Genomic DNA, 20,431 nt, shown 5'->3' with positions numbered 1-20,431 from the left:
ATTTTGAAACAGTTTATAAAAAGGTTGTCACGTAGGGATTTATAGTTATATAACAGCCATTATTATGTTTTATAACAGATTATTTTCCTTCTATAATATATACTCCTTTAAAAAATTGCTCTTTTTTCAATTAGGGTTTTTTTAAGTCTTGATTTATATAGAATAAACAAAAAGGAAGATGCCCCTATTGAGACATCTCCTTACTATATTTCTATCATTTACATATCTCCTATAACGATATAGGTTGCTTTAATAGGACCGTGAACACCAACAACTAAAATCATTTCGATATCTGCTGAGTTACTCGGACCAGTAATAAAGTTTACACAAGAAGCAACTTGTTCCCCATTTGCAACCTTCTCTCGAATGATTTGGGCAGCCTGCGTCATCCTTGGAACAATACTGCTTTTCGGAACGAGAATAATCGAAGTCGCAGGCAAGAAGGAAACTGTTCTGCCTTTGTCCTTTCCACTGAATAGCACGGCAGTACCTGATTCTGCTAATGTAATATCACTTATCGTGATTCCTACATTGGCATAATTAGCTTTCTCAATGTTTTCTTGTCCTATTGTATGATCCCATTCGTGTAATTCAATGCCTTTTTCTGGCCATTCCTGCTTCATCAGATTGGTTAAACCAAATTGTTCAAAGCGCTCATCCTTCCAAGAAACAATCGGTCCGCCACCATAGTTATCTATAACTTCGTTAATAGAAGCTGAAAGCTCCGCTGAAGTTGTCAGCACGAAGTTTGTATGAATGTTCTTACACTGTTCTCTTAAAACATCTACCAACTCGTCCTGAGTTGCACCTTTAAGAACCTCATCTTGGGGGTTGAATTTCCACTCTGGTCTTTCAACCTCAGTTCTACGTTCTCTTCCCAATCGTCCTGATAGTTTATTTAAAAAGGCTTCACGATTTTGTATAGTTCCAATCATTACTGTTCCTCTCCCTTTGAACGATTCTTGAACCAATCCCGGAAACGTTCTTTATTTGGTGCTGGGAAATCACGAACTTCAGTCCATGCTTTTAATGGACCAGGTCCTTTCGTGATTTTTTCCCCATCAGAAAATGGATTCATTGCAGCTGGTGCCATTTTTGAACCAATTTTATAAAGGGCAGGTGAGGAAGCACCAATACCAAATGCTTTCATCAATAACTTCTCAGAAATCGGTGCACGTCCTTCTTTCTCAACAATCACTTGACGATGCTTATGAAGTAGATCATGCAACGGAATTTTAACTGGACATGCTTCTGTACATGCACCACATAATGTTGAAGCGTATGGAAGCTCCTTATAATCATCGTATCCTCCTAATAAAGGAGAAAGAACAGCTCCTACCGGTCCAGAATAGATGGAGCCATATGAATGACCTCCGACATGGCGATAGACTGGACATACGTTCACACATGCTGCACATCGGATACACTGTAGAATTGACTGAAATTCTCCACCAAGGATGTCAGAACGACCATTATCAACAATGACTAGATGGAATTCTTCTGGTCCATCTACGTCCCCTTCATCCTTTGTTCCGGTTAGTGTAGTGATATAACTTGTCAGCTTTTGGCCAACAGCACTTCTTGTTAATAAGCTTACGAGTACCTCCATCTCTTCGAAGGTTGGTACGAGGCGCTCCATTCCCATAACGGTAATCTGAGTTTTCGGTAGAGCTGAAACTAGGTCAGCATTTCCTTCATTTGTGACTAGCGTAACCGAACCTGTTTCTGCAATAGCAAAGTTACAGCCGGTAATTCCTACGTCTGCAGATAAGTATTCTTGACGTAATTTTTCACGGGCATGTAAAGCTAATTCTTCAGGTTCATCAGAGTGTTGGTAGCCATGCTTCTTATGAAATACATCTCGAATTTGTTGTCTGTTTTTATGCAAAGCTGGTACTACAATATGAGAAGGTGGCTCATGGTCATCTACCTGAAGAATGTATTCTCCAAGATCTGTCTCAATAACTTCACAGCCAATATTCTCTAAGCAAGTATTTAAGTTAATTTCTTCTGTGACCATTGATTTTGATTTAACAACTTTTTTCGCGTTCTTTTTTTCAATAACAGTCTGAATATACTCCGTTGCTTCTTCTGGTGTATTCGCGAAAAAAACGTGTCCGCCTCGTTTAGAAACGTTCTCGCTTAATTGATATAAGTAGTAATCGATATTATCTAGCACATGCTGACGTATTTCCTCACCATGTGAGCGCCATTCTTCCCAGTTTCCTAGCTCTTCTGCAGCGTTTAAACGTCGCGTTTGAAAACGTTCCTGTGCACTGGAAACAGCTCCACGCATAAAGGCATCATTAAGATTTTTTTCAACACGATCATTGAACTTTTCATTGCTTGTTTTCATTGCCATCTGCTATTCCCCCTTTTGTCGATAGTTTTATATTCACTTTTTTCTTATTGATTTGTTTTTTTCGTAAATGTCCTAATTTTTTTCTTCAAAAAAAATTTAAAGCCGACATTTACACCTACTACGAGGTTTAGTGCTACAAATGATTTTTGCACGGCACTTTTCGCTACCTCTTATTGTTTTTAAGAGGCAATAACGCTAGTCATTTAATCAATTCTTATCTAAAAGCAACGATATTTGCGAAAAGAGCCTTTATTTTTCATCGACTGTTCAGAACCTCTGCAATATGCATAACCTTAATAGGTTTCCCTTTTCGACCAATTCTTCCGCCAATATTCATTAGGCAGCCAGCGTCTGCTCCGATGAGGATATCCGCTTCTGTTTCTTCTACATGCTGAACCTTCTCATCAACCATTTGTTCAGAAATATGAGCCATTTTTACAGAGAATGTTCCTCCGAATCCACAGCATTTATCCTTTTCAGGAAGCTCGGTGAATTCTAAGCCTTTAACATTTCCTAATAGTTTCATAGGAGCTTCCTTCACACCTAGTAATCTCGTCATATGGCAAGATGTATGATACGTCGCTTTTCCTTCTAAAGAAGCACCAACATCCGTTACCCCTAATACTTCAACGATAAATTGAGTTAATTCATAAGTTTTATCGGCAAGAGCTTGTGCCTTTGGCTCCCAAATTGGATCTCCTTTAAAAATATGTGGATACTCCTTAAAGAAATATGCACATGAACCAGATGGCGATACCACATATTCTGCATGTTCAAACGCCTCGATCATTTTCTTCATCGCTGGTTTTGTTTCTTCTACGTAGCCGCTATTATATGCTGGCTGACCACAACAGATTTGTGATTCCGGAAAATCAATCTCACAACCAAGTCGTTCTAAAAGTTCCACTGTAGCCTTCCCTACATCACCTTGAAACATATCTACTAAACAAGTAGCAAAAAGGGTTACTTTCATTTTCCCCGCTCCTTATGCAAACAATATTTTAATTCTTCTACTCGATAGGTCACCTGGTCATCTGATGACTAAAATATGGAAGAACTTTATTAACTATTTTTATACTACTACAAACATTCCTACTTTTGAAAGAGTTTTCATAAAAAATATTCGCATGGGATTTATATCCAAGTACCGTTTTTCAACATAAAAAAAGGACCCTTCCAATAGGTCAAACACACCTTTTCCGGAAAGTCCTCTTCTCAATACATTTATTTCTGCACGTTTTCCTCGAAATATTTTCTTAGTATTTCTTCTACATTTTCAAGATGAGAAAGCATAGCTCTTCTCGCTTGCTCCTCATCCCCTACTTCAATAGCTTTGTATATTGCAACATGCTGTTCATATAATTTTTCACTTGTTGTTTGCTTAGAAAACAACCATAAGCGTCTAGTCTCTCTCTGTGTTTCAATCATAAGCTCAGAAACATGGTCCATGAGACTCGATAAAAGTGGATTATGTGCCGCAGCTGATAAAGCTAGATGGAATTTAAAATCGGCCTTCTCTCCTAACTCACCATCACCATGAACAGTCTTCATTTCTTCTAAGACACTCTTCATCACTTCTAAATCCTCTTCAGTTCGGTTTCTGGCGGCCGAGGCTGATGTCCCTGTTTCAATGATTTTCCTTACTTCTAGAAGATTTTCTATATCTTTTTTATTCATCAGAATGGCAGTCGACAGCGGAAATGTGATTTGTTTGGCTTCGAACCCTTTGATAAAGGTTCCTTCCCCTTGTTTCATTTCCACGAGACCAATTGCCTTCAAGGCAGAAAGTGCTTCCCGTATTGCGGAGCGTCCCACTTGAAAATTCTCCGCTAAGTGTTGCACTGAATCTAATCTATCACCTGGCTTCAGTTGTCCGGTACGAATCATCTCGTGAAGCGTTTCCGCAACTTCTTCATAAATCTTTTTTGGTTTTATCTGTTTATATTGCAAGTAATTTCACCCCATTTAATCCCTTTGCCCATAGCAATATTATACATTAAAACCTTCAAATCGCTCTGTCTATTATTTTGTTTTATAAATTTTCTTTTCATTCTAAGAAAGACTAGAATTTTTATTACAAAAAAACTATTTTTTAAGACAAAGTGACAAAACTATATGGCGCTCTCATTTTTAGAAAAAAAACAATTTTTTCACAAAAGTGGTTGAAATATCTTAATTAACAAAATATAATTTGAAACATCAAGTCATCAGATGACCATATCATCTTACAGCACGAAACAATGAAAACGATTTCTTTAGGAGTTTTGTTCCAAGGGGGGAATTGGCTCAAGTGTTTTTCGAAACATTTAGCCATACACAAATATTTAGCAAACGGGGGAAAAATCATGACATTCACGCAAAACTTTACAGCTGTGGGAGACAGCTTAGCTCTCACTGCAATTGTCGCTCTAATTCCAATATTGTATTTTTTCTGGGCTTTAGCTATTAAAAAAATGAAAGGGTATATAGCAGGCTTAACGACATTACTTGTTGCCCTTGTCCTTGCTGTTGTGGCTTTTAAGGTTCCAATTGGTACCGCATTCATGTCAGGTACTCAAGGGGCTGTATACGGATTATTACCGATTGGTTGGATCATTATTGCATCCGTATTTCTTTACAACTTAACTGTTAAAACTGGACAGTTTAATATCATTCGTCATTCCGTTTTAACGATTACGGAAGATAGACGTATTCAAGCATTACTTGTTGCTTTCTCATTCGGAGCTTTTCTTGAAGGAGCAGCAGGATTCGGAGCACCAGTTGCTATTTCTGCAGCCTTATTAGTAGGACTTGGATTTAATCCATTGTATGCTGCTGGACTTTGTTTAATTGCCAATACAGCACCAGTTGCCTTCGGTGCCATCGGAGTTCCAATTACGGCAATGGAAGGACCAACAGGAATTGCAGCTACGGAAATTTCGAAAATGGTTGGTCGCCAACTTCCGTTCTTATCAGTATTCATTCCGTTCTTCTTAATTGTCATTATGGCTGGATTTAAAAAGGCTTTTGAAGTTATGCCAGCTATTTTAGTATCAGGCGTTTCTTTTGCCGTAACACAATTCTTAACTTCTAACTACTTAGGACCTGAATTACCAGATATTCTATCTGCATTAGTTTCTCTATTTGCTTTAGCTATATTCATGAAGTTCTGGAAACCGAAAAACATTTATCGTTTCCCTGCTGAACAGGAAATTGCTGCAACTGCAGCAGTCAAACTTACAACTAAGCACGAAACATTTACAGGTGGCCAAATTTTCAAGGCTTGGTCTCCATTCATTATCTTGACTGGTTTCATTTCACTTTGGGGTACACCTGTAATTAAGCAAGCTTTAACTGGACACTATGAAGGTGCCAATGCGATTTTAAAAGCAGTAAATTCTATTGGACATGCTTTAACATTTATGCCGGAAGTTCCTTTCTTGCATAACAAAGTTCTTGATGGTTCCACTGGAGCACCGATTGCAGCTGTATACAAGCTTGAATTATTAGGTGCAGCAGGTACTGCTATACTTTTAGCAGCAATTGTAACTAAATTTATTTTCAAAGTGTCTTGGAGTACTTGGGCTACTACTTTTATCGATACGATTAAAGAAATTAAATTCCCACTTATCACAATTTGTGCGGTAGTTGCCTATGCATATGTTGCCAACGTCGCTGGAATGACGACAACTCTAGGTATGGTGTTAGCGAAAACGGGAGCGCTTTTCCCATTCTTCTCACCTGTGCTTGGATGGCTTGGCGTATTTATCACCGGTTCCGATACATCCGCAAACGTATTGTTCGCAAAACTACAACAAGTAACTGCAACATCCGTTGGAATGGATCCAGTGTTAGCCCTTGCTGCTAACTCATCTGGTGGCGTTACAGGTAAAATGATTTCTCCTCAATCCATTGCAGTTGCCTGTGCAGCTGTTGGATTAGCTGGAAAAGAATCCGAACTATTGCGCTTTACTCTTAAATACAGTGTTTTCTTGTTATTAATCCTATGTGTAATCACGTTACTACAAGGTACCGTTTTAACTTGGATGATTCCTTAATAGATTGGGCTCTCTCAAAAGGCTTCCCTTTTGTGAGAGCCCTTTTAATTTGTTCATTGGGTCCTCCGTGATTGACAGGTTGAATTGGATTTAGCTTCATTTTGTCAATGAAACCTCTTTTGTCTGACAGATTTGCTCCGCTTCAGCTTCATTTTGTCAGTGAAATCTCTTTTGTCTGACAAATTTACACTGATTCAGCAGCTTTTTGTCAGTGAAGTCTCTTTTGTCTGACAAACTAACCCCGCTTCAGCTTCATTTTGTCAGTGAAACCTCTTTTGTCTGACAAACTAACCCCGCTTCAGCTTCATTTTGTCAATGAAATCTCTTTTGTCTGACAAACTAACCCCGCTTCAGCTCAATTTTGTCAATCAAACCTTTTTGTCTGACAAACTAACCCGGCTTCAGCAACTTTTTGTCAGTGAAACCTCTTTTGTCTTAGCCATCCCCCTCACCTTCTGTCCAAATCGCTTTCAATACGTTATAATAGTAAGGTTATTTAAGCATCATTTTTGATGAAGGAGTTTTTCGAGAACATGAAGACCATTTGTACTACTTTAAACGCTAAGTACATTCACACGAATATAGCAATTCGCTACCTCAAAGCATATGCTCAGCCTGAATTTGATGTAGAAATAGTCGAATTCACCATCAAGGATCCAACAATGAACATTGTTACGGACCTTATCCAGAGACAACCTACTATTATTGGGTTTAGTTGTTATATATGGAATATTGAAGAAACGATCAAAGTTGTGAAGATGATTAAAAAAATCGATGCTTCCATTCAAATCGTGATTGGTGGCCCTGAAGTTTCCTATGATGTATACGAATGGATGGAACGAGTTCCTGAGTTTGATTTTATTGTCATGGGTGAAGGCGAAGAAACTTTTAAACAGCTTCTTACTCAACTTCAAGGCGAGCATGATTTTACGCAGGTTAAAGGAATCGCCTATCGTAAAGATGGAAAAATCCAGTTCACTCCACAGGGTAACAAAATTGACCTACGTGAACTCCCTTCTCCATTTCGTTTTGAAGAGGATATTCCTCATCTTTCGAAACGAGTTATCTATGTTGAAACAAGCCGAGGATGCCCATTTAATTGTCAGTTCTGCCTTTCTTCTATTGAAGTCGGAGTTCGTTATTTTGACAGAGAAAAAATCAAAGACGATATCCGTTATTTAATGAAGAATGGTGCCAAAACAATTAAATTTGTCGACAGGACCTTTAATATTAGTCGCAGCTACGCGTTAGAAATGTTCCGCTTTTTAATCGATGAACATGTACCAGGTACTGTTTTTCAATTTGAAATTACAGCGGATATTATGCGACCTGAAGTAATCGAGTTTCTAAATAACGAGGCTCCTGCAGGACTATTCCGTTTTGAAATTGGTGTGCAATCAACGAACGATGACACAAATGAATTAGTTAAGAGAAGGCAAAATTTCGAGAAGCTAACACGTACCGTGACAATGGTTAAGGATGGCGGAAAAATCGACCAGCATTTAGACTTAATTGCCGGACTCCCTGAAGAAGATTACTCCTCTTTCCGCAAAACCTTTAATGATGTTTTTGCCTTAAGACCGGAAGAGCTTCAGCTTGGATTCTTAAAAATGCTACGTGGAACTGGTCTAAGAATTCGTGCCGATGAACATCAATATATTTATATGGACCATTCTCCTTATGAAATTCTTGGCAACAACGTATTGAGCTTCCAGGATATCATTAAGATTAAGCAGGTTGAGGATGTGTTAGAGAAGTATTGGAATGATCATCGGATGGATCATACAATCGAATATTTAGTAACAGAGGTATTCCCTTCTCCATTTGATTTCTTCCAGGAGTTTGGAGCATTCTGGGAACATCGTGGTTGGAGTAGAATTGGTCATCAATTAGAGGATTTATTTAAAAGACTTTATCAATTTTTACATTCGAAGAATTTAAAAAACCTTGAAATCATTGACGGCTTAATGAAGCTTGATTATTTATCAAAAGCCAAATACAAGCCAAGAAAACCATGGTGGGAACAATCACTAGACAAACAGGAACGATCTGTCATTTACCAAAGAATCTTGCAAGCTCCATCTATAATGGGCGAAGATTATGAGGCATTAAATTTGCACGAACGAGAGCTATATAAGCATACCCTTGTAGAGAATATTCCTTTCGATTTGCAGGAATACTTGCAGACAGGTAAAGTTATAGCACAAGATTCAACTATGCTCGTCTATTTTGATCCCATAAAAGAGAAAGCAAACTTTTTCAGCACTAAAAACGCGTAAAGAAACACGGTCCTAGGACCGTGTTTTAATATTAATTATTTTTTCTCGTCTTCTTACTCCCTACATCCTTCTTTTGTCGACTAGCAAATGGGATTTCCACATTTTTAGCGTGATTAATTTCCAAAAACTCAGTTCCAAATTCAACTCTGCTAGCATTATCTTTTTCATTCTTTTTTGGCATTATGATTTTCCCTTTCTGCCTTTTTTTGAATTACGATTGAAACCTTTCATATCATTCTCACCGTTTGCAAATTCACTTGAGAATTCTGTTTCCTCAATATTACGCTTTGGTGTTTTCGAGTGCTTTTCAACAGCATCAAACTTTGCCTTTCTTTTCGCCATTGTAAATTCCTCCTGTTAGGATGTTACGAACTTATTATTTCCGGAAACGATAAAAAAAATCCAAGGAACAATCCCTTGGACTTTTTTGTTATCCTATAATCACTCGCTCTACTGGATAATGATAATTCGCTTTCTCTTCTTTCCCACCGATCATAAACAAGAAAGAGGTCATTCCAATACGACCGATGAACATTAGAATCATGATCACACATTTTCCAACTGATGAGAGATCTGCTGTAATCCCCATCGATAATCCCGTCGTTCCAAACGCAGAGCAAACTTCGAACATGAGTGCTAGTAAGGAATGGTCCTCGGTTATGGATAATACAACGAGAGAAGTCGCACAAAGGGCAAAAGCAAGCATTGTGACTGCTAATGACTTGCGTAAATCATCTTCGTGAAGTTCTCGACGAAAAATTTTAATATGCCGATTCCCTTTTGCAAAATGATACAAATACAAGATATTTAAGGCAAAGGTCGTGGTTCGAATCCCACCACCAACAGAGCTTGGTGATGCACCAATAAACATTAATCCGCTCATTAAAATTAGTGTAGCTTGAGTAAAGGAGCTTACATCCATTGTGTACAGCCCTCCGCTCCTTGTAGAAGCAGACTGAAAGAACGCATAGAAAAACGATTCATGCCAATTGGCATTTTTTAATGCATGTCCAGATTCTAGTAGGAGAATAATTACCGTACCAAATACTAATAGCGCTAGAAACGTAACGGATGTCAGTTTTGTGAATAATGAAAAACGAAAGGCACGTTGATGATCCTTTGCCATTAAAAATTGTTTGACCTCGATAAGAACCGGAAATCCTATTGCTCCTAGTGTAATCAAAATGATATTAATCAACTGAACAAAATAATCTTTTGCATATGGCTGTAATGAATTTCCCGTAATATCGAAACCACCATTCGTGGTTGCACTGACAGAAGCAAACAATCCATGGAAAAATGCTTCCTGCCAATTTGGATAATAGTTAAGAAAATAAACACCTAAAATTACTGTTCCGATTAACTCAATCAAGAGAATAATTTTTAGAATATCTTTGATCAACAGTACTAGACCTGCCAGATTCGTTTGATTCTGGTCAATCATGATTAATTGACGTTCTTTTAAGCCGATTTTTCTACCTAGCAATAGCCAGAAAAATGTCCCTAAGGTCATGACACCAATTCCACCAAATTGTAAAATAGCCATAAGCATAAAAATACCAAACACACTATACGTTTCAGAAATGTTTACAACTGATAATCCGGTCACACTCACTGCACTGATGGCAGTAAAGACCGAATCAATGAATGATACCTCTACTCCAGGTTTATGTACTGCCGGGATTCTAAGCAACAGGACTGAAATAGTCGTTGCAATTGCATAATACCCGACGATTACTTGAGCTGGCGTTAACTTTTTAAGAAATACTTTAAACTTTTTCCACATTAGCTTCTCCACACTTCTTTATTCCTATTTTCCTATCATAAAGAATTTCCGCTTATTTTACAATCGATAATCCTATGACTTAACCGCCATGATTTTCTATAATAGGGTTATTAGGAGGAATAGTTCATGCTAATTCAAGAACTTGCTGAGAAAATTATCACTGAAGTACGGAAATTATTAGATGAAGATATTATCGTCGTCGATACAAAAGGGCAAATTATCGCAAGTACGGATCCCCTAAGAGTGAACACTTTTCATGAAGGAGCCTTAATATCTTCTCAAAGAAAAGAAAAACTTATTATTTCAGAAGCAGATCAAGAGATTTTAAAGGGGGTTAAGGCTGGAATCAATCTTCCTATCTTTTTTCAACGAGATGTAGTTGGAGTGATTGGGATAACAGGAAACCCAGAGGCTGTCTCTCCCTTTGGAGAAATCATTCGAAAAATGACTGAGCTTCTCATTAGCGAAAGCTACGTGACTGAGCAGTTTGACTGGCAGTCGCGCTCCATGGAGGCCTTTCTTCTCGACTGGATTCAATTAAAGGAATGGAATGAGAATTTTTTAGAAAGAGCCAAGCTTCTACACATTGATCTAGATGTGTATCGACAAGTTATGATTGCTGAAGTAGCCCAAGAGTCCGCAATTCTTCATCGTGATTTATGGCTGTCCATTCTCTCATGGCCAGAACGAACAGATAATGATGTGATTTCGAGATGGGGAAATAATCGCATCATTTATCTACTTAATTCGGACCAAAATTATCATGATAAAGCAAAGCGATTTCATCAGTTTTTATTAGATCGCTTGAAAATGGAAGTCAGTATGGGGGTTGGATTGAGTGTTCCTTCAAAAGACATCAACCAATCTTTCCACCAAGCAGAACGGGCGCTCCATGCGAAGAAAACAACCCGCGACCTTATATTTGATGAAGATTTAGCATTAGAAATGATTTTAGACGATATCTCTCAGCAAACAAAAGATGATTTTATCAAAAGAACAATCGCTCCACTCTTAGAAGATGAGGAACTGATTGTGACACTAAAGCAATTAATTGAAAATCATTTTTCTTTGAAAAGAACATCTGAATCATTGCATGTTCACATAAACACCCTACATTATCGACTGAAAAAAATTACTGAAATAACCCATTTGAATCCTAGAAATATCGATGATTTATTTCTCCTTTACCTATCTCTACAGTTTTTAGACAAACATCTAAAAATATAATATTTTATCATCGATATTTTGTATCATCATACATAGCGGGCTACCCCGCTTTTTTTTATACTTAATATAACAAACTGTTTAAGTGTAAGCGCTTTAGACGGAAGATATTTAATTGGGGGAATGGCATTTATGATTACTGAAGAGATAAAGAAAAGGATGATCGCCATCATCGGTCCGGAAAATTTTGATGATAGTAAAGTAGGTAGACTTTGTTATTCATATGACGCAACTCCAGATTTACAGGCACTACCTGATGCAGTTGTAAGTCCACGCAATACAGAAGAAGTCTCTGAATTAGTAAAGATTTGTAATGAAAATAAAATCCCTATCGTTCCAAGAGGTACCGGAACGAATCTATGCGGTGGAACTTGTCCGACAGAAGGCGGCATCGTCTTTTTATTTAAACATATGAATCAAATTCTTGAATTGGATTTAGACAACCTAACGATGACGGTACAACCAGGTGTTATCACTCTTGATGTTATCAAGAAAGCAGAAGCAAATGGACTTTTCTATCCACCGGATCCAGGCTCCATGAAATCATCTACGATCGGTGGAAATATTAGCGAGAACTCTGGCGGTTTACGCGGATTAAAATACGGAGTTACAAGAGATTACGTCATGGGCTTAGAAATCGTTATGGCCAATGGCGATATTATCCGAACTGGTGGCAAACTTGCGAAAGACGTAGCCGGATACGATTTAACAAGATTGTACGTAGGTGCTGAAGGAACACTTGGAATTATTACAGAAGCGATTTTAAAGCTCGTTCCTATCCCAGAAACAAAGAAAACGATTTTAGCACTTTATGAAGACCTTGAGGCTGCTGCAAGAACAGTTTCGAAAATTATCGCCAATAAAATCATTCCTGCAACCCTAGAGTTTTTAGACCAGCCAACGATTGCAGCAGTAGAAGATTATGTGAAAATCGGCTTACCTACTGAAGCAAAGGCAGTCCTTTTAATCGAACAAGATGGTTCACCAGAGCAAGTGGAAAAGGATATGGCCAAAATAGCTGATATTTGTAGATCAGAGCAAGCTGTATCTGTGCAAATGGCTAAGACCGTTGAGGAAGCGGAAGCTCTTACGACAGCAAGAAGAACGGCCTTATCTGCGATTGCAAGAATTAAACCAACAACGATTTTAGAGGACGCCACTGTTCCTCGTTCTGAAATCGCGAAAATGGTTAAAGCAATTAATGAAATTGCCGAAAAATATAACTTACCAATCTGTACATTTGGCCATTCTGGGGATGGAAATCTTCATCCTACCGTACCAACTGATGCAAGAAACAAAGAAGAAATGGAGCGTGTCGAGCAAGCCTTCGAAGAGATCTTTATTAAGGCGATTGAATTAGGTGGAACGATTACTGGGGAACATGGAGTTGGAGTTGTGAAAGCTCCATATCTTGAGTTAAAGCTTGGCAAAGCTGGTATTGCAGCGATGATGGCAATTAAGAACGGACTTGATCCGAATAACATCATGAATCCTGGCAAAGTATTTGCGAAAGATAGCAGAAAACGAGTGGTGGTAGGACAATGACAACAGTACAGGAACAACAAACAATACAGAATGTTTTCCAAGATAGAATGGATCAAGATGAGCTATTAAACTGTATGCGCTGTGGCTTTTGCTTACCTAGCTGCCCAACCTATATCACCTCTGGTTACAAGGAATCCCATTCACCGAGAGGTCGCATTGCCCTAATGAAAGCTGTCGTTGACGGCCTAATTGAACCGGATGAGGATTTTGAACAATCGTTGAATCAATGTCTCGGATGTCGAGCATGTGAACCCGTTTGCCCCTCTGGAGTTAACTATGGACACTTATTGGAAGAAGCACGTGACATCATCAATCAAAATAAGAAGCATTCTCTTCCAGTTCGTACAGTTAGAAAAGCCGTTTTTGAAGGATTATTCCCTCATCAAAACCGGATGAGAACCATGACTGGATTATTAGGATTTTATCAGCGCTCTGGACTACAAAAGGTTGCACGATCAACCGGTGTCATGAAGCTGTTCCCAGAAAGCTTAGCAACAATGGAAAGAGTTTTACCAAAGGTTCCGACGATGAAAGAAATGAAAAATCGCCCAGAATTTTTACCTGCGGTGGCTCCTAAAACAAACCGTGTTGCCTTTTTCACAGGATGTCTTATGGATACGATGTTTCTTGAAACCAATAATGCTACTATGAAGCTATTGCAATTGGCTGGTTGCGAAATTGTCATTCCACAAAACCAAAACTGTTGTGGCGCCCTTCACGGCCATAGTGGAGAAAAAGATGGTTCGAAGGCGTTAGCTAAGAAAAATATTAAGGCATTCGAGGATTTAAATGTCGATTACATTATTACGAATGCTGGTGGCTGCGGTGCTTTCCTAGTTGATTATGACCACTTATTGAAGGATGATCCGGAATGGAAAGACAGAGCAAAAGATTTTAAAGATAAAATTAAAGACATTACGCAAATCTTATATGAAGTTGACTTTCATAAAAAGGTTAAATTGGAATTACCTTATCAAATCGTTACGTACCAAGATTCTTGTCATTTACGGAATGTCATGAAAACGTCCGCTGCTCCTCGAGCATTACTTCAAGCCATTGAAAGAATTGACTATACAGAAATGAAAGATGCTGATCGTTGCTGTGGCTCGGCCGGTATTTACAATATCGTCGAATCCGAAATGTCCATGCAAATTCTCGATTACAAAATGGAACAAACAAAAGCAACTCATGCTTCTACCGTCGTAACAGCAAATCCTGGCTGCCTACTTCAAATGAAGCTCGGGATCGAACGTGAAGGCCTCAGTGAAAAAATGCGAGCTGTCCACATTGTGGATTTATTAATGGAAGCAGTCCAAGAATAGCTCTTATGAAAAGAACTATGCTCTTTTTCTTCGGGAAAAGTTCATAGTTCTTTTTTCTTTATAGTCCGTTTCAAGTCTTTTCCACTCATGGAACTTTCGTTTATTCAAATACTATTTTTACAGGGATATTTTATCTCTTATTTTTAAGACTATTCATTAGGAGTTGAGAAAAATGGCGCGAAGCAGCAATAAGCTATTAGTTCCTGGTATTGAACAATATATGGACCAGGTAAAATATGAAATCGCTCAGGAATTTGGAGTACAACTTGGTTCTGACACTGCCTCAAGAGGCAACGGATCAGTTGGTGGAGAAATTACAAAAAGACTTGTGAAGCAAGCTCAAGCGGGACTTTCTGGTCACAATACCCAACAATAACAATTTTATAATATGGAAAAAGTCCGGCATACTCTGCCGGACTCATTTAACGATTATGGTCATAATCTTTGCGGTTATCGAATCGCTCAAAATGATTGAAGTTATTGAAGTAGTTATTTTGATGATTATTATTGTTTTGATTGAAGTTGTTCTTTCTCTTCTCAATTTCTTCATCCAATTTGCGCTCAATTTCCTTGAGCTTACCACTTTTCTCCAATTCCTTTTGCAGCTCATTTGCCTTTTCTTCGATAATTTTTTCTACTTCACCATGCTTTTCCTGAAGTTTATTTTTAACCTCATTCTTAAACTTTTCTTCATCCCATTCAGGCTTTTCTATCTTCTTGTTGTGTACAGGATTCTCATTTTTCTTCGCTTCATTAGCAGGAACCTTATTTGTAACTCCATTCTGTTCATTATTCACAATAGGATTCTGAGCTTTTGGAGTTTCTTTTGGTTGCGTTTGTTTATCCGATTTACCCGCTTTTTCTGATTGAGTGCTATTCTGCTCAGAAATTAGCTTACCCGCTGTCAATCCCTTTTGTAGTGCTAGCTCTCGCTCTTTCTCGGTTGCTTCATAAGAAGTCACTTTTGCATTTTCATCTGAAATATTTTCTTCTATTTCTTTAATCGCTTCATCAAGTTTGCTTTCTACTTTTTCCTTCGCTTCACCTGTATGAACTGTCCCAATGACGATTTCTTTTTCAGTATTAAGATAACCATTTCCCTTCAGGCTTGCCATTATCTCTTCTGTCAATGATTTAAGATCTTTTTTCTTCCAGTTTTCTAATTCTTCAATGAGCTTTTTCCCACTTTCGTTATAAGGAATGAGCTCAATAACCTTTAAATCTTCATTGACCCCAAGTTCGATACTTGGATTTACGTCTATGCTCATATAAGCATAGACTTCATTTTGATTAAATGGAATAAAGGTAATAAGTGCTAGGATACTGGCAATAGCCACCGCCGCTAATGATTTTCCTTTTAATGAATTAAAAAAAGAAAAATACGTCGCTTTCGGTTTCTCTTGAATGGGAATAGGTATCTCTTGGCCAATTTCATAATCGTATTTTTGCCGATTAATTTTCAGAAACTCACCATCAGGGGTTAATAATGTTAAAAAACGTTCATTCATATCCATAATAATGCCTTTTCTCACGTTTCCAACACCCCTTTAATATAATCTCTTAAATAAACATAGTCCCCCATCAGAATTAACGAGATGGCCATGATATACTTACGATTTCTTTCAATCGTCTTTCTACTTACCTTAACGGTTTCTTCTAGCTGCTTAATTGGTAGCTTTTTTTTCTCCATTAAGAACTGTTGAAGGGGTTCTTGCTCCACTAATGCAAGTGCTACTTGCATCGCATTTAGTCTAGCATCTGCATGCTTTGGCGAATTTTTTACTAATTCGTCAAATGAAAGCTCATATTCTTTTAAGAGTTGAGAAAAATGAATGATTTCATTTTTTCGATGTTCAGCTTCTGAATTCTTTTGATATTCATCCATTGAAGCCTGCGTTTCAATCGAAACCTGCGGACTTTCCTCTTCTGAATCGTCATGTATATGGAGACTTACGTTTTTATGCTTTGATTGACTTCTAATGTAATCAATAACTCGTCGTTTTATTAACACGTCGGCAAAGCTTAATAGCGAGCTTCCTTTAGTCGAGTTATATTTTTGTATCGCTTCGTTAAATGCAATTAGACCAATGCTGAATTCGTCATCGGCTTCGGTAATGTATCTCTTACAAACGGAAGAAACTGATTTTGCAATAAATGGTTTATAAGTTTCAATTAGTTCGTTTTGTAAAGTATGATCACCCTGCTGTACCAAGTGCACAGTTTCCTCAAGTGATCTTTTCTTTTTCCTTGCCATAAACAATAAACCAAACAACAGTCTCACCCCTCTCGGATCACATATTATATATTACGCTATGTCTGTCCGTTTTTTAAGGGTAAGGTTTTGGAAATATGAATAATTCTAGTTTATGAGAGGGTTGGATATTTTCTGGATTTTATAATTACTGATCCCAAAGACTGTGAGGACAGTCTTTGGGGTAAAGCCATTTTGATTCTTTGTGTTTTTTTATCTACCTTGATGGTTCCATTGATTTTCTTGGTGGTAGGAACCTTTGTTATCAAAATCTTTCTTTTCCATTTTCACAGGAATATGTTTTTCTAACTTGCTCTCAATCTTTTCTACTTTATTTCTGATGTTAACATTTTGCTTAACATCCTTCTTAACTTCTTTAATTTCATTCTTAATTTGTTGGACATTCGATTTATGCTCATTCTTCATGTCCTTAATTTCTTGTCTTGCTTCTGCCTGTTTGTTTTTCCATGTTTGCACTTTTGGTGCTTCAACTACTACAGAAGTTTCCTTCTTAGTTTTAACTTCACTCTTTGTCTTTGCTTCTGCTACTGGCTTTGCCTTAGCTTCCGCCTTTACTTTAATTTCAGCTTTTGCATTCTCTTGTGTTTCAACCTTTGCATTGTTCTCAGCTTTTACTTCAACTGGAACAAAATCTTTTTCTGCTTCTCGCTCTTTTTTCTTTTCAGCTAATTTTTCCATCTTACGAGCAAGCTTCGCATAGCTTTTTTCAATATTTCTTTGAAGAGCAACCTTTGCTGCTGGATTTTTCACTTTTTCAAGAGCTGTCGTTAAAGCGATGATGTTTTGTGAAATTAACTTTTCTACATCATCAAGCTTTTCTTCTTCACTACTTTTTTCTGATTCAGTAGAATTTGCCTCTTCATTTTCATCATCTTTTTCTTCAGTAGTAGATTCTTTCGTCTCCTGATTTTCTTCAGTTACAGGTTCAGCTGTATCAGCAGCTTCCTCTTCTGTTTTTTCTTCATCCACCATACTCTCAGCATTCTCTAAATTTGTAAGAGCATCATAGATTGTTTGTAAAGCCTTATCTTCTTGACCATCCTTAAAAAGGGCTTCGGCTTCTTCTAATCTTTCCTTAGCATAAGTTGCAAGTAACTTCGCTTCCTTTGCATCTTCAAATGTAAGAGCCAGTCTAATTTTTTCAAAGGCTGTTTTGACAAAATAGAAGATGCTACCAGGTAGCACAGCTGGCTCTTCAGTGACCACTTCATTTTCTTCAGTTGTAGTGTTTTCAAGATTCGTGTCATCATTCGTGTTCGTTTCTGTAATTACTTCAAGTCCCAAATCGTCTGAGCCTTCATTGGCAAATGCAGTTGTTGCAGAAAATACAATTAACCCTGCTGTAGCTAGTGCCATTACTTTTTTCTTTGTGTTTTTCATCATCTCTGCACCTCTTGTGATTTTTAGCGGTAGCCGCCATTCACTAAGAAGGTACGCAGCAGCACAAAAAAATGTGGGGGTGGAAAAAAATCGTTCATCATCTGTACACAAATGTCTTGGCCATGCATTTTTAGAACTAATCAAAACACCAGGATTATTGGCAGAGGAAAATCATACTATATACACTTCTTCATCCTAAAGTGACCAATTAATTTTCATGACAGGATACGTCAATTTACCCCCTTTTCTTCTATGCTTTTCTTATCAATAAAAAAATTTTTCTAAGTACGAGCCCAACTAGTAAACCAGGAATAAGTGCCATCATTGGCAGAAAAACTGGACCCGGAATTATACCAAATAATTCAACCTTAGGTGAATACATTAAGCCTACAGTAATAAAATAAGCACCAAAAACAAAAGGTAAAAAAGTAAAGGTTTCAGTTGGGGTTTCTGGAGAAGCACTACGATAAGCATCCCACATTGCAAACATGTATAAGCATGGGTAAAACATAAGCCATTGATAATTTACTATTTGCAGGGCCATTTCGGTTTTCCCTAGAAAGCTGTACATAATTGCAGTGTTAAAATGACCCATAACGTTGATCAGTATTTCGAGAAATACAAATAAGCTTCCTTTAAAGTGTTGACCCATCAATAATTGGGCGAATCCTGGCAAAGCAATACTCCAAAACACTGCTTCGAGCTTTCCAATTTTTTTCATATAATCACCTAGTCTGTATGTATACTACTAGGATTCGCGATTTTATAAATATTTATGTTGTAAAAGATTCTTTGAAGAAAAAAACAGCCTTAACTAATTAAGACTGTTTTATCGCGATTATTTTTTTGTAATTGTAAAACCTGTACATCCATAAATTAAAGTAAGGACAGGACATAATAAACAAAAAAAAGTATAAGGTAAATATTCAAGTGTTCCAACCCCTAATACCCCAGTTAAAAATATTCCACAAACTCCCCAAGGTACTAATGGATTTATGACGGTACCCGCATCTTCTAGGACTCTTGAAAGATTTTTCATTTTTAGACCCGCTTTTTCAAATGAACTTTTGAACGTATTCCCCGTCAAAAGAATGGATAAGTACTGCTCCCCCACTAAAAAATTGATTCCTATAGCCGTTGAAACTGTTGCAAGAAATAAGTAAGGCACCTTGTACAAAAATCGAGAAATTCCATCTAATAAGGCAGGGATGATTCCTAACGTAAATAATAATCCACCTAATGCTAATGCCAAGATGACTAACGACATGGAAAACATCATGCTTTCCATTCCTCCACGGCTGAGAAGACTGTCAATTTCCGCTACGCCACTATTAATCTCGTAACCTGAAAATAAGAGCTTCATTATCATTTGAAAACTAAACTCCTGTTGGACGATAAAGTCTAGAATTAATGCGGAGATAATCCCAAACGATAGAGTCAAAATCGCAGATACTTTTTTAAAGGCTAAAATAAATAATAAAACAAATGGGATAAGAGAATACCAATGAACTAAATTTAACGATTTCAACGTTTCCTTGAAACTAGAAAGCTGGGTGAAACTTGCAGCTGCTTCTTTCGGCGACATAACCGCAAAAAGGATAAGTGCAATGATAAATGCAGGGATCGTTGTCCACATCATATTTTTGATATGTTCAAATAGATCAACCTTCACTACCATCGAAGCAAGGTTCGTTGTATCTGATAACGGCGACATTTTATCCCCAAAAAATGCTCCTGAAATAATAGCTCCTGCAGTAATTGGTAAAGAGAGATCTAATGCACTACTCACACTAATAAAAGCAACCCCTACTGTCGCAGCAGTTGTTAAAGAACTTCCAATACTTAATCCAACTATCGATGTTACAACAAAAACGACACAATAGAAAAAATTCCCGTTCACAAATTCTAATGCAAGATAAATAAAAGTAGGAATGGTTCCGCTCGCCATCCAGCTACTTATTAGCATCCCGATTAAGAAAAATAACATTATCGCACCTATGCCCGACTTAGCTCCGTCGATCATCCCTTTTTCCAGTGCCTGCATGGAGACCTTTTTGATCAATCCATAAATCAGTAATAGGAATATCGAAAAGAAAATCGGAATATGGGGCACAGCTTCATATTTTATAATCGAGAAACTGACACCACCTAAAATTATAATCGTAAGTAACAAAGCTTCAATGGTTGAAGGCTTGATTACAGGTTGTTCCTTGTTCATTGTTTT

General features: G+C 37.6%; 18 protein-coding genes. 6 read left to right on the top strand and 12 right to left on the bottom strand.

Translation table 11 applies throughout. From position 1 onward, the window contains the following. Window positions 1–218 precede the first annotated feature (218 nt). From FAR12_RS09195 to FAR12_RS09180, 4 genes are all read right to left on the bottom strand, one after another. Entirely contained in the window at window positions 219–935 is a 717-nt protein-coding gene (locus FAR12_RS09195; protein ID WP_126408401.1) for a LutC/YkgG family protein, read from the bottom strand. Beyond that, a complete protein-coding gene (locus tag FAR12_RS09190) occupies window positions 935–2,362 on the bottom strand; it encodes a LutB/LldF family L-lactate oxidation iron-sulfur protein (protein WP_126408400.1) in 1,428 nt (475 codons plus the stop codon). The genes FAR12_RS09195 and FAR12_RS09190 overlap by 1 nt, the downstream gene beginning before the upstream one ends. Window positions 2,363–2,618: 256 nt before the next feature. Beyond that, window positions 2,619–3,335, bottom strand: a complete 717-nt coding sequence (locus FAR12_RS09185; RefSeq protein WP_126408399.1) for a (Fe-S)-binding protein — start codon at window positions 3,333–3,335, stop codon at window positions 2,619–2,621. Between the two features lie 251 nt (window positions 3,336–3,586). After that, window positions 3,587–4,312: a FadR/GntR family transcriptional regulator gene (locus FAR12_RS09180; protein ID WP_126408398.1), complete on the bottom strand. Its 726-nt coding sequence runs from the start codon at window positions 4,310–4,312 to the stop codon at window positions 3,587–3,589. Window positions 4,313–4,707: 395 nt separating this feature from the next. Between FAR12_RS09180 and FAR12_RS09175 the strand changes: the two genes are divergently transcribed. Together FAR12_RS09175 and FAR12_RS09170 are read left to right on the top strand one after the other, a co-directional pair. After that, a complete protein-coding gene (locus tag FAR12_RS09175) occupies window positions 4,708–6,399 on the top strand; it encodes an L-lactate permease (protein WP_126408397.1) in 1,692 nt (563 codons plus the stop codon). 533 nt (window positions 6,400–6,932) lie between these two features. Continuing rightward, complete coding sequence (locus tag FAR12_RS09170; protein WP_126408396.1) at window positions 6,933–8,678, top strand: B12-binding domain-containing radical SAM protein; 1,746 nt, start codon at window positions 6,933–6,935, stop codon at window positions 8,676–8,678. Window positions 8,679–8,709: 31 nt separating this feature from the next. Here FAR12_RS09170 and FAR12_RS23395 read toward each other — a convergent pair whose 3' ends face one another. The 3 genes from FAR12_RS23395 to FAR12_RS09165 form a co-directional block, all read right to left on the bottom strand. Then, window positions 8,710–8,859 (bottom strand): hypothetical protein, encoded by a 150-nt coding sequence (locus FAR12_RS23395; protein WP_170972154.1) that lies wholly within the window; start codon window positions 8,857–8,859, stop codon window positions 8,710–8,712. After that, entirely contained in the window at window positions 8,859–9,020 is a 162-nt protein-coding gene (locus tag FAR12_RS23390; RefSeq protein WP_170972153.1) for a hypothetical protein, read from the bottom strand. Before FAR12_RS23390 ends, FAR12_RS23395 begins: the two co-directional genes overlap by 1 nt. An 88-nt stretch (window positions 9,021–9,108) precedes the next feature. After that, window positions 9,109–10,464, bottom strand: a complete 1,356-nt coding sequence (locus FAR12_RS09165) for a TrkH family potassium uptake protein (RefSeq protein WP_126408395.1) — start codon at window positions 10,462–10,464, stop codon at window positions 9,109–9,111. Between the two features lie 126 nt (window positions 10,465–10,590). Here FAR12_RS09165 and FAR12_RS09160 point away from each other — a divergent pair, with 126 nt between their 5' ends. The 4 genes from FAR12_RS09160 to FAR12_RS09145 all read left to right on the top strand — a co-directional run bounded on the left by FAR12_RS09160 (window position 10,591) and on the right by FAR12_RS09145 (window position 14,931). Continuing rightward, window positions 10,591–11,691: a CdaR family transcriptional regulator gene (locus tag FAR12_RS09160; RefSeq protein WP_126408394.1), complete on the top strand. Its 1,101-nt coding sequence runs from the start codon at window positions 10,591–10,593 to the stop codon at window positions 11,689–11,691. A 129-nt stretch (window positions 11,692–11,820) separates the two neighbouring features. Beyond that, window positions 11,821–13,233 carry a glycolate oxidase subunit GlcD gene (gene glcD / locus FAR12_RS09155; protein ID WP_126408393.1) on the top strand — a complete coding sequence of 471 codons (1,413 nt, stop codon included), beginning with the start codon at window positions 11,821–11,823 and terminating at the stop codon, window positions 13,231–13,233. Continuing rightward, entirely contained in the window at window positions 13,230–14,555 is a 1,326-nt protein-coding gene (locus FAR12_RS09150; RefSeq protein ID WP_126408392.1) for a (Fe-S)-binding protein, read from the top strand. The genes glcD and FAR12_RS09150 overlap by 4 nt, the downstream gene beginning before the upstream one ends. Before the next feature lie 172 nt (window positions 14,556–14,727). Beyond that, window positions 14,728–14,931, top strand: a complete 204-nt coding sequence (locus FAR12_RS09145) for an alpha/beta-type small acid-soluble spore protein (RefSeq protein ID WP_126408391.1) — start codon at window positions 14,728–14,730, stop codon at window positions 14,929–14,931. A 46-nt stretch (window positions 14,932–14,977) separates the two neighbouring features. Here FAR12_RS09145 and FAR12_RS09140 read toward each other — a convergent pair whose 3' ends face one another. The 5 genes from FAR12_RS09140 to nhaC form a co-directional block, all read right to left on the bottom strand. Then, window positions 14,978–16,087 carry an anti-sigma factor domain-containing protein gene (locus FAR12_RS09140; protein ID WP_126408390.1) on the bottom strand — a complete coding sequence of 370 codons (1,110 nt, stop codon included), beginning with the start codon at window positions 16,085–16,087 and terminating at the stop codon, window positions 14,978–14,980. After that, window positions 16,084–16,836, bottom strand: a complete 753-nt coding sequence (gene sigI / locus FAR12_RS09135) for an RNA polymerase sigma factor SigI (RefSeq protein WP_246010358.1) — start codon at window positions 16,834–16,836, stop codon at window positions 16,084–16,086. Before sigI ends, FAR12_RS09140 begins: the two co-directional genes overlap by 4 nt. 183 nt (window positions 16,837–17,019) lie before the next feature. After that, complete coding sequence (locus FAR12_RS09130; protein ID WP_126408388.1) at window positions 17,020–18,210, bottom strand: DUF5667 domain-containing protein; 1,191 nt, start codon at window positions 18,208–18,210, stop codon at window positions 17,020–17,022. A gap of 247 nt (window positions 18,211–18,457) precedes the next feature. Then, on the bottom strand, window positions 18,458–18,928 hold the full coding sequence (locus FAR12_RS09125; RefSeq protein ID WP_126408387.1) for a hypothetical protein: 471 nt from the start codon (window positions 18,926–18,928) through the stop codon (window positions 18,458–18,460). A gap of 117 nt (window positions 18,929–19,045) precedes the next feature. Further along, window positions 19,046–20,425, bottom strand: coding sequence for a Na+/H+ antiporter NhaC (gene nhaC, locus FAR12_RS09120; RefSeq protein ID WP_126408386.1), 1,380 nt, complete (start codon window positions 20,423–20,425; stop codon window positions 19,046–19,048). Window positions 20,426–20,431: the final 6 nt, after the last annotated feature.

Source organism: Bacillus yapensis (genome assembly GCF_005280205.1).
GTDB lineage: Bacteria > Bacillota > Bacilli > Bacillales > Cytobacillaceae > Robertmurraya > Robertmurraya yapensis.
The sequence above is the reverse complement of the archived record's forward strand: the minus strand, read 5'-3'. Positions and strand labels throughout refer to the sequence as shown.

Coding starts and splice junctions, on each gene's coding strand:
- FAR12_RS09195 (WP_126408401.1), bottom strand. CDS start 935: ATGATTGGAACTATACAAAATCGTGAAGCCTTTTTAAATAAACTATCA.
- FAR12_RS09190 (WP_126408400.1), bottom strand. CDS start 2,362: ATGGCAATGAAAACAAGCAATGAAAAGTTCAATGATCGTGTTGAAAAA.
- FAR12_RS09185 (WP_126408399.1), bottom strand. CDS start 3,335: ATGAAAGTAACCCTTTTTGCTACTTGTTTAGTAGATATGTTTCAAGGT.
- FAR12_RS09175 (WP_126408397.1), top strand. CDS start 4,708: ATGACATTCACGCAAAACTTTACAGCTGTGGGAGACAGCTTAGCTCTC.
- FAR12_RS09170 (WP_126408396.1), top strand. CDS start 6,933: ATGAAGACCATTTGTACTACTTTAAACGCTAAGTACATTCACACGAAT.
- FAR12_RS23395 (WP_170972154.1), bottom strand. CDS start 8,859: ATGCCAAAAAAGAATGAAAAAGATAATGCTAGCAGAGTTGAATTTGGA.
- FAR12_RS23390 (WP_170972153.1), bottom strand. CDS start 9,020: ATGGCGAAAAGAAAGGCAAAGTTTGATGCTGTTGAAAAGCACTCGAAA.
- FAR12_RS09165 (WP_126408395.1), bottom strand. CDS start 10,464: ATGTGGAAAAAGTTTAAAGTATTTCTTAAAAAGTTAACGCCAGCTCAA.
- FAR12_RS09160 (WP_126408394.1), top strand. CDS start 10,591: ATGCTAATTCAAGAACTTGCTGAGAAAATTATCACTGAAGTACGGAAA.
- glcD (WP_126408393.1), top strand. CDS start 11,821: ATGATTACTGAAGAGATAAAGAAAAGGATGATCGCCATCATCGGTCCG.
- FAR12_RS09150 (WP_126408392.1), top strand. CDS start 13,230: ATGACAACAGTACAGGAACAACAAACAATACAGAATGTTTTCCAAGAT.
- FAR12_RS09145 (WP_126408391.1), top strand. CDS start 14,728: ATGGCGCGAAGCAGCAATAAGCTATTAGTTCCTGGTATTGAACAATAT.
- FAR12_RS09130 (WP_126408388.1), bottom strand. CDS start 18,210: ATGATGAAAAACACAAAGAAAAAAGTAATGGCACTAGCTACAGCAGGG.
- FAR12_RS09125 (WP_126408387.1), bottom strand. CDS start 18,928: ATGAAAAAAATTGGAAAGCTCGAAGCAGTGTTTTGGAGTATTGCTTTG.
- nhaC (WP_126408386.1), bottom strand. CDS start 20,425: ATGAACAAGGAACAACCTGTAATCAAGCCTTCAACCATTGAAGCTTTG.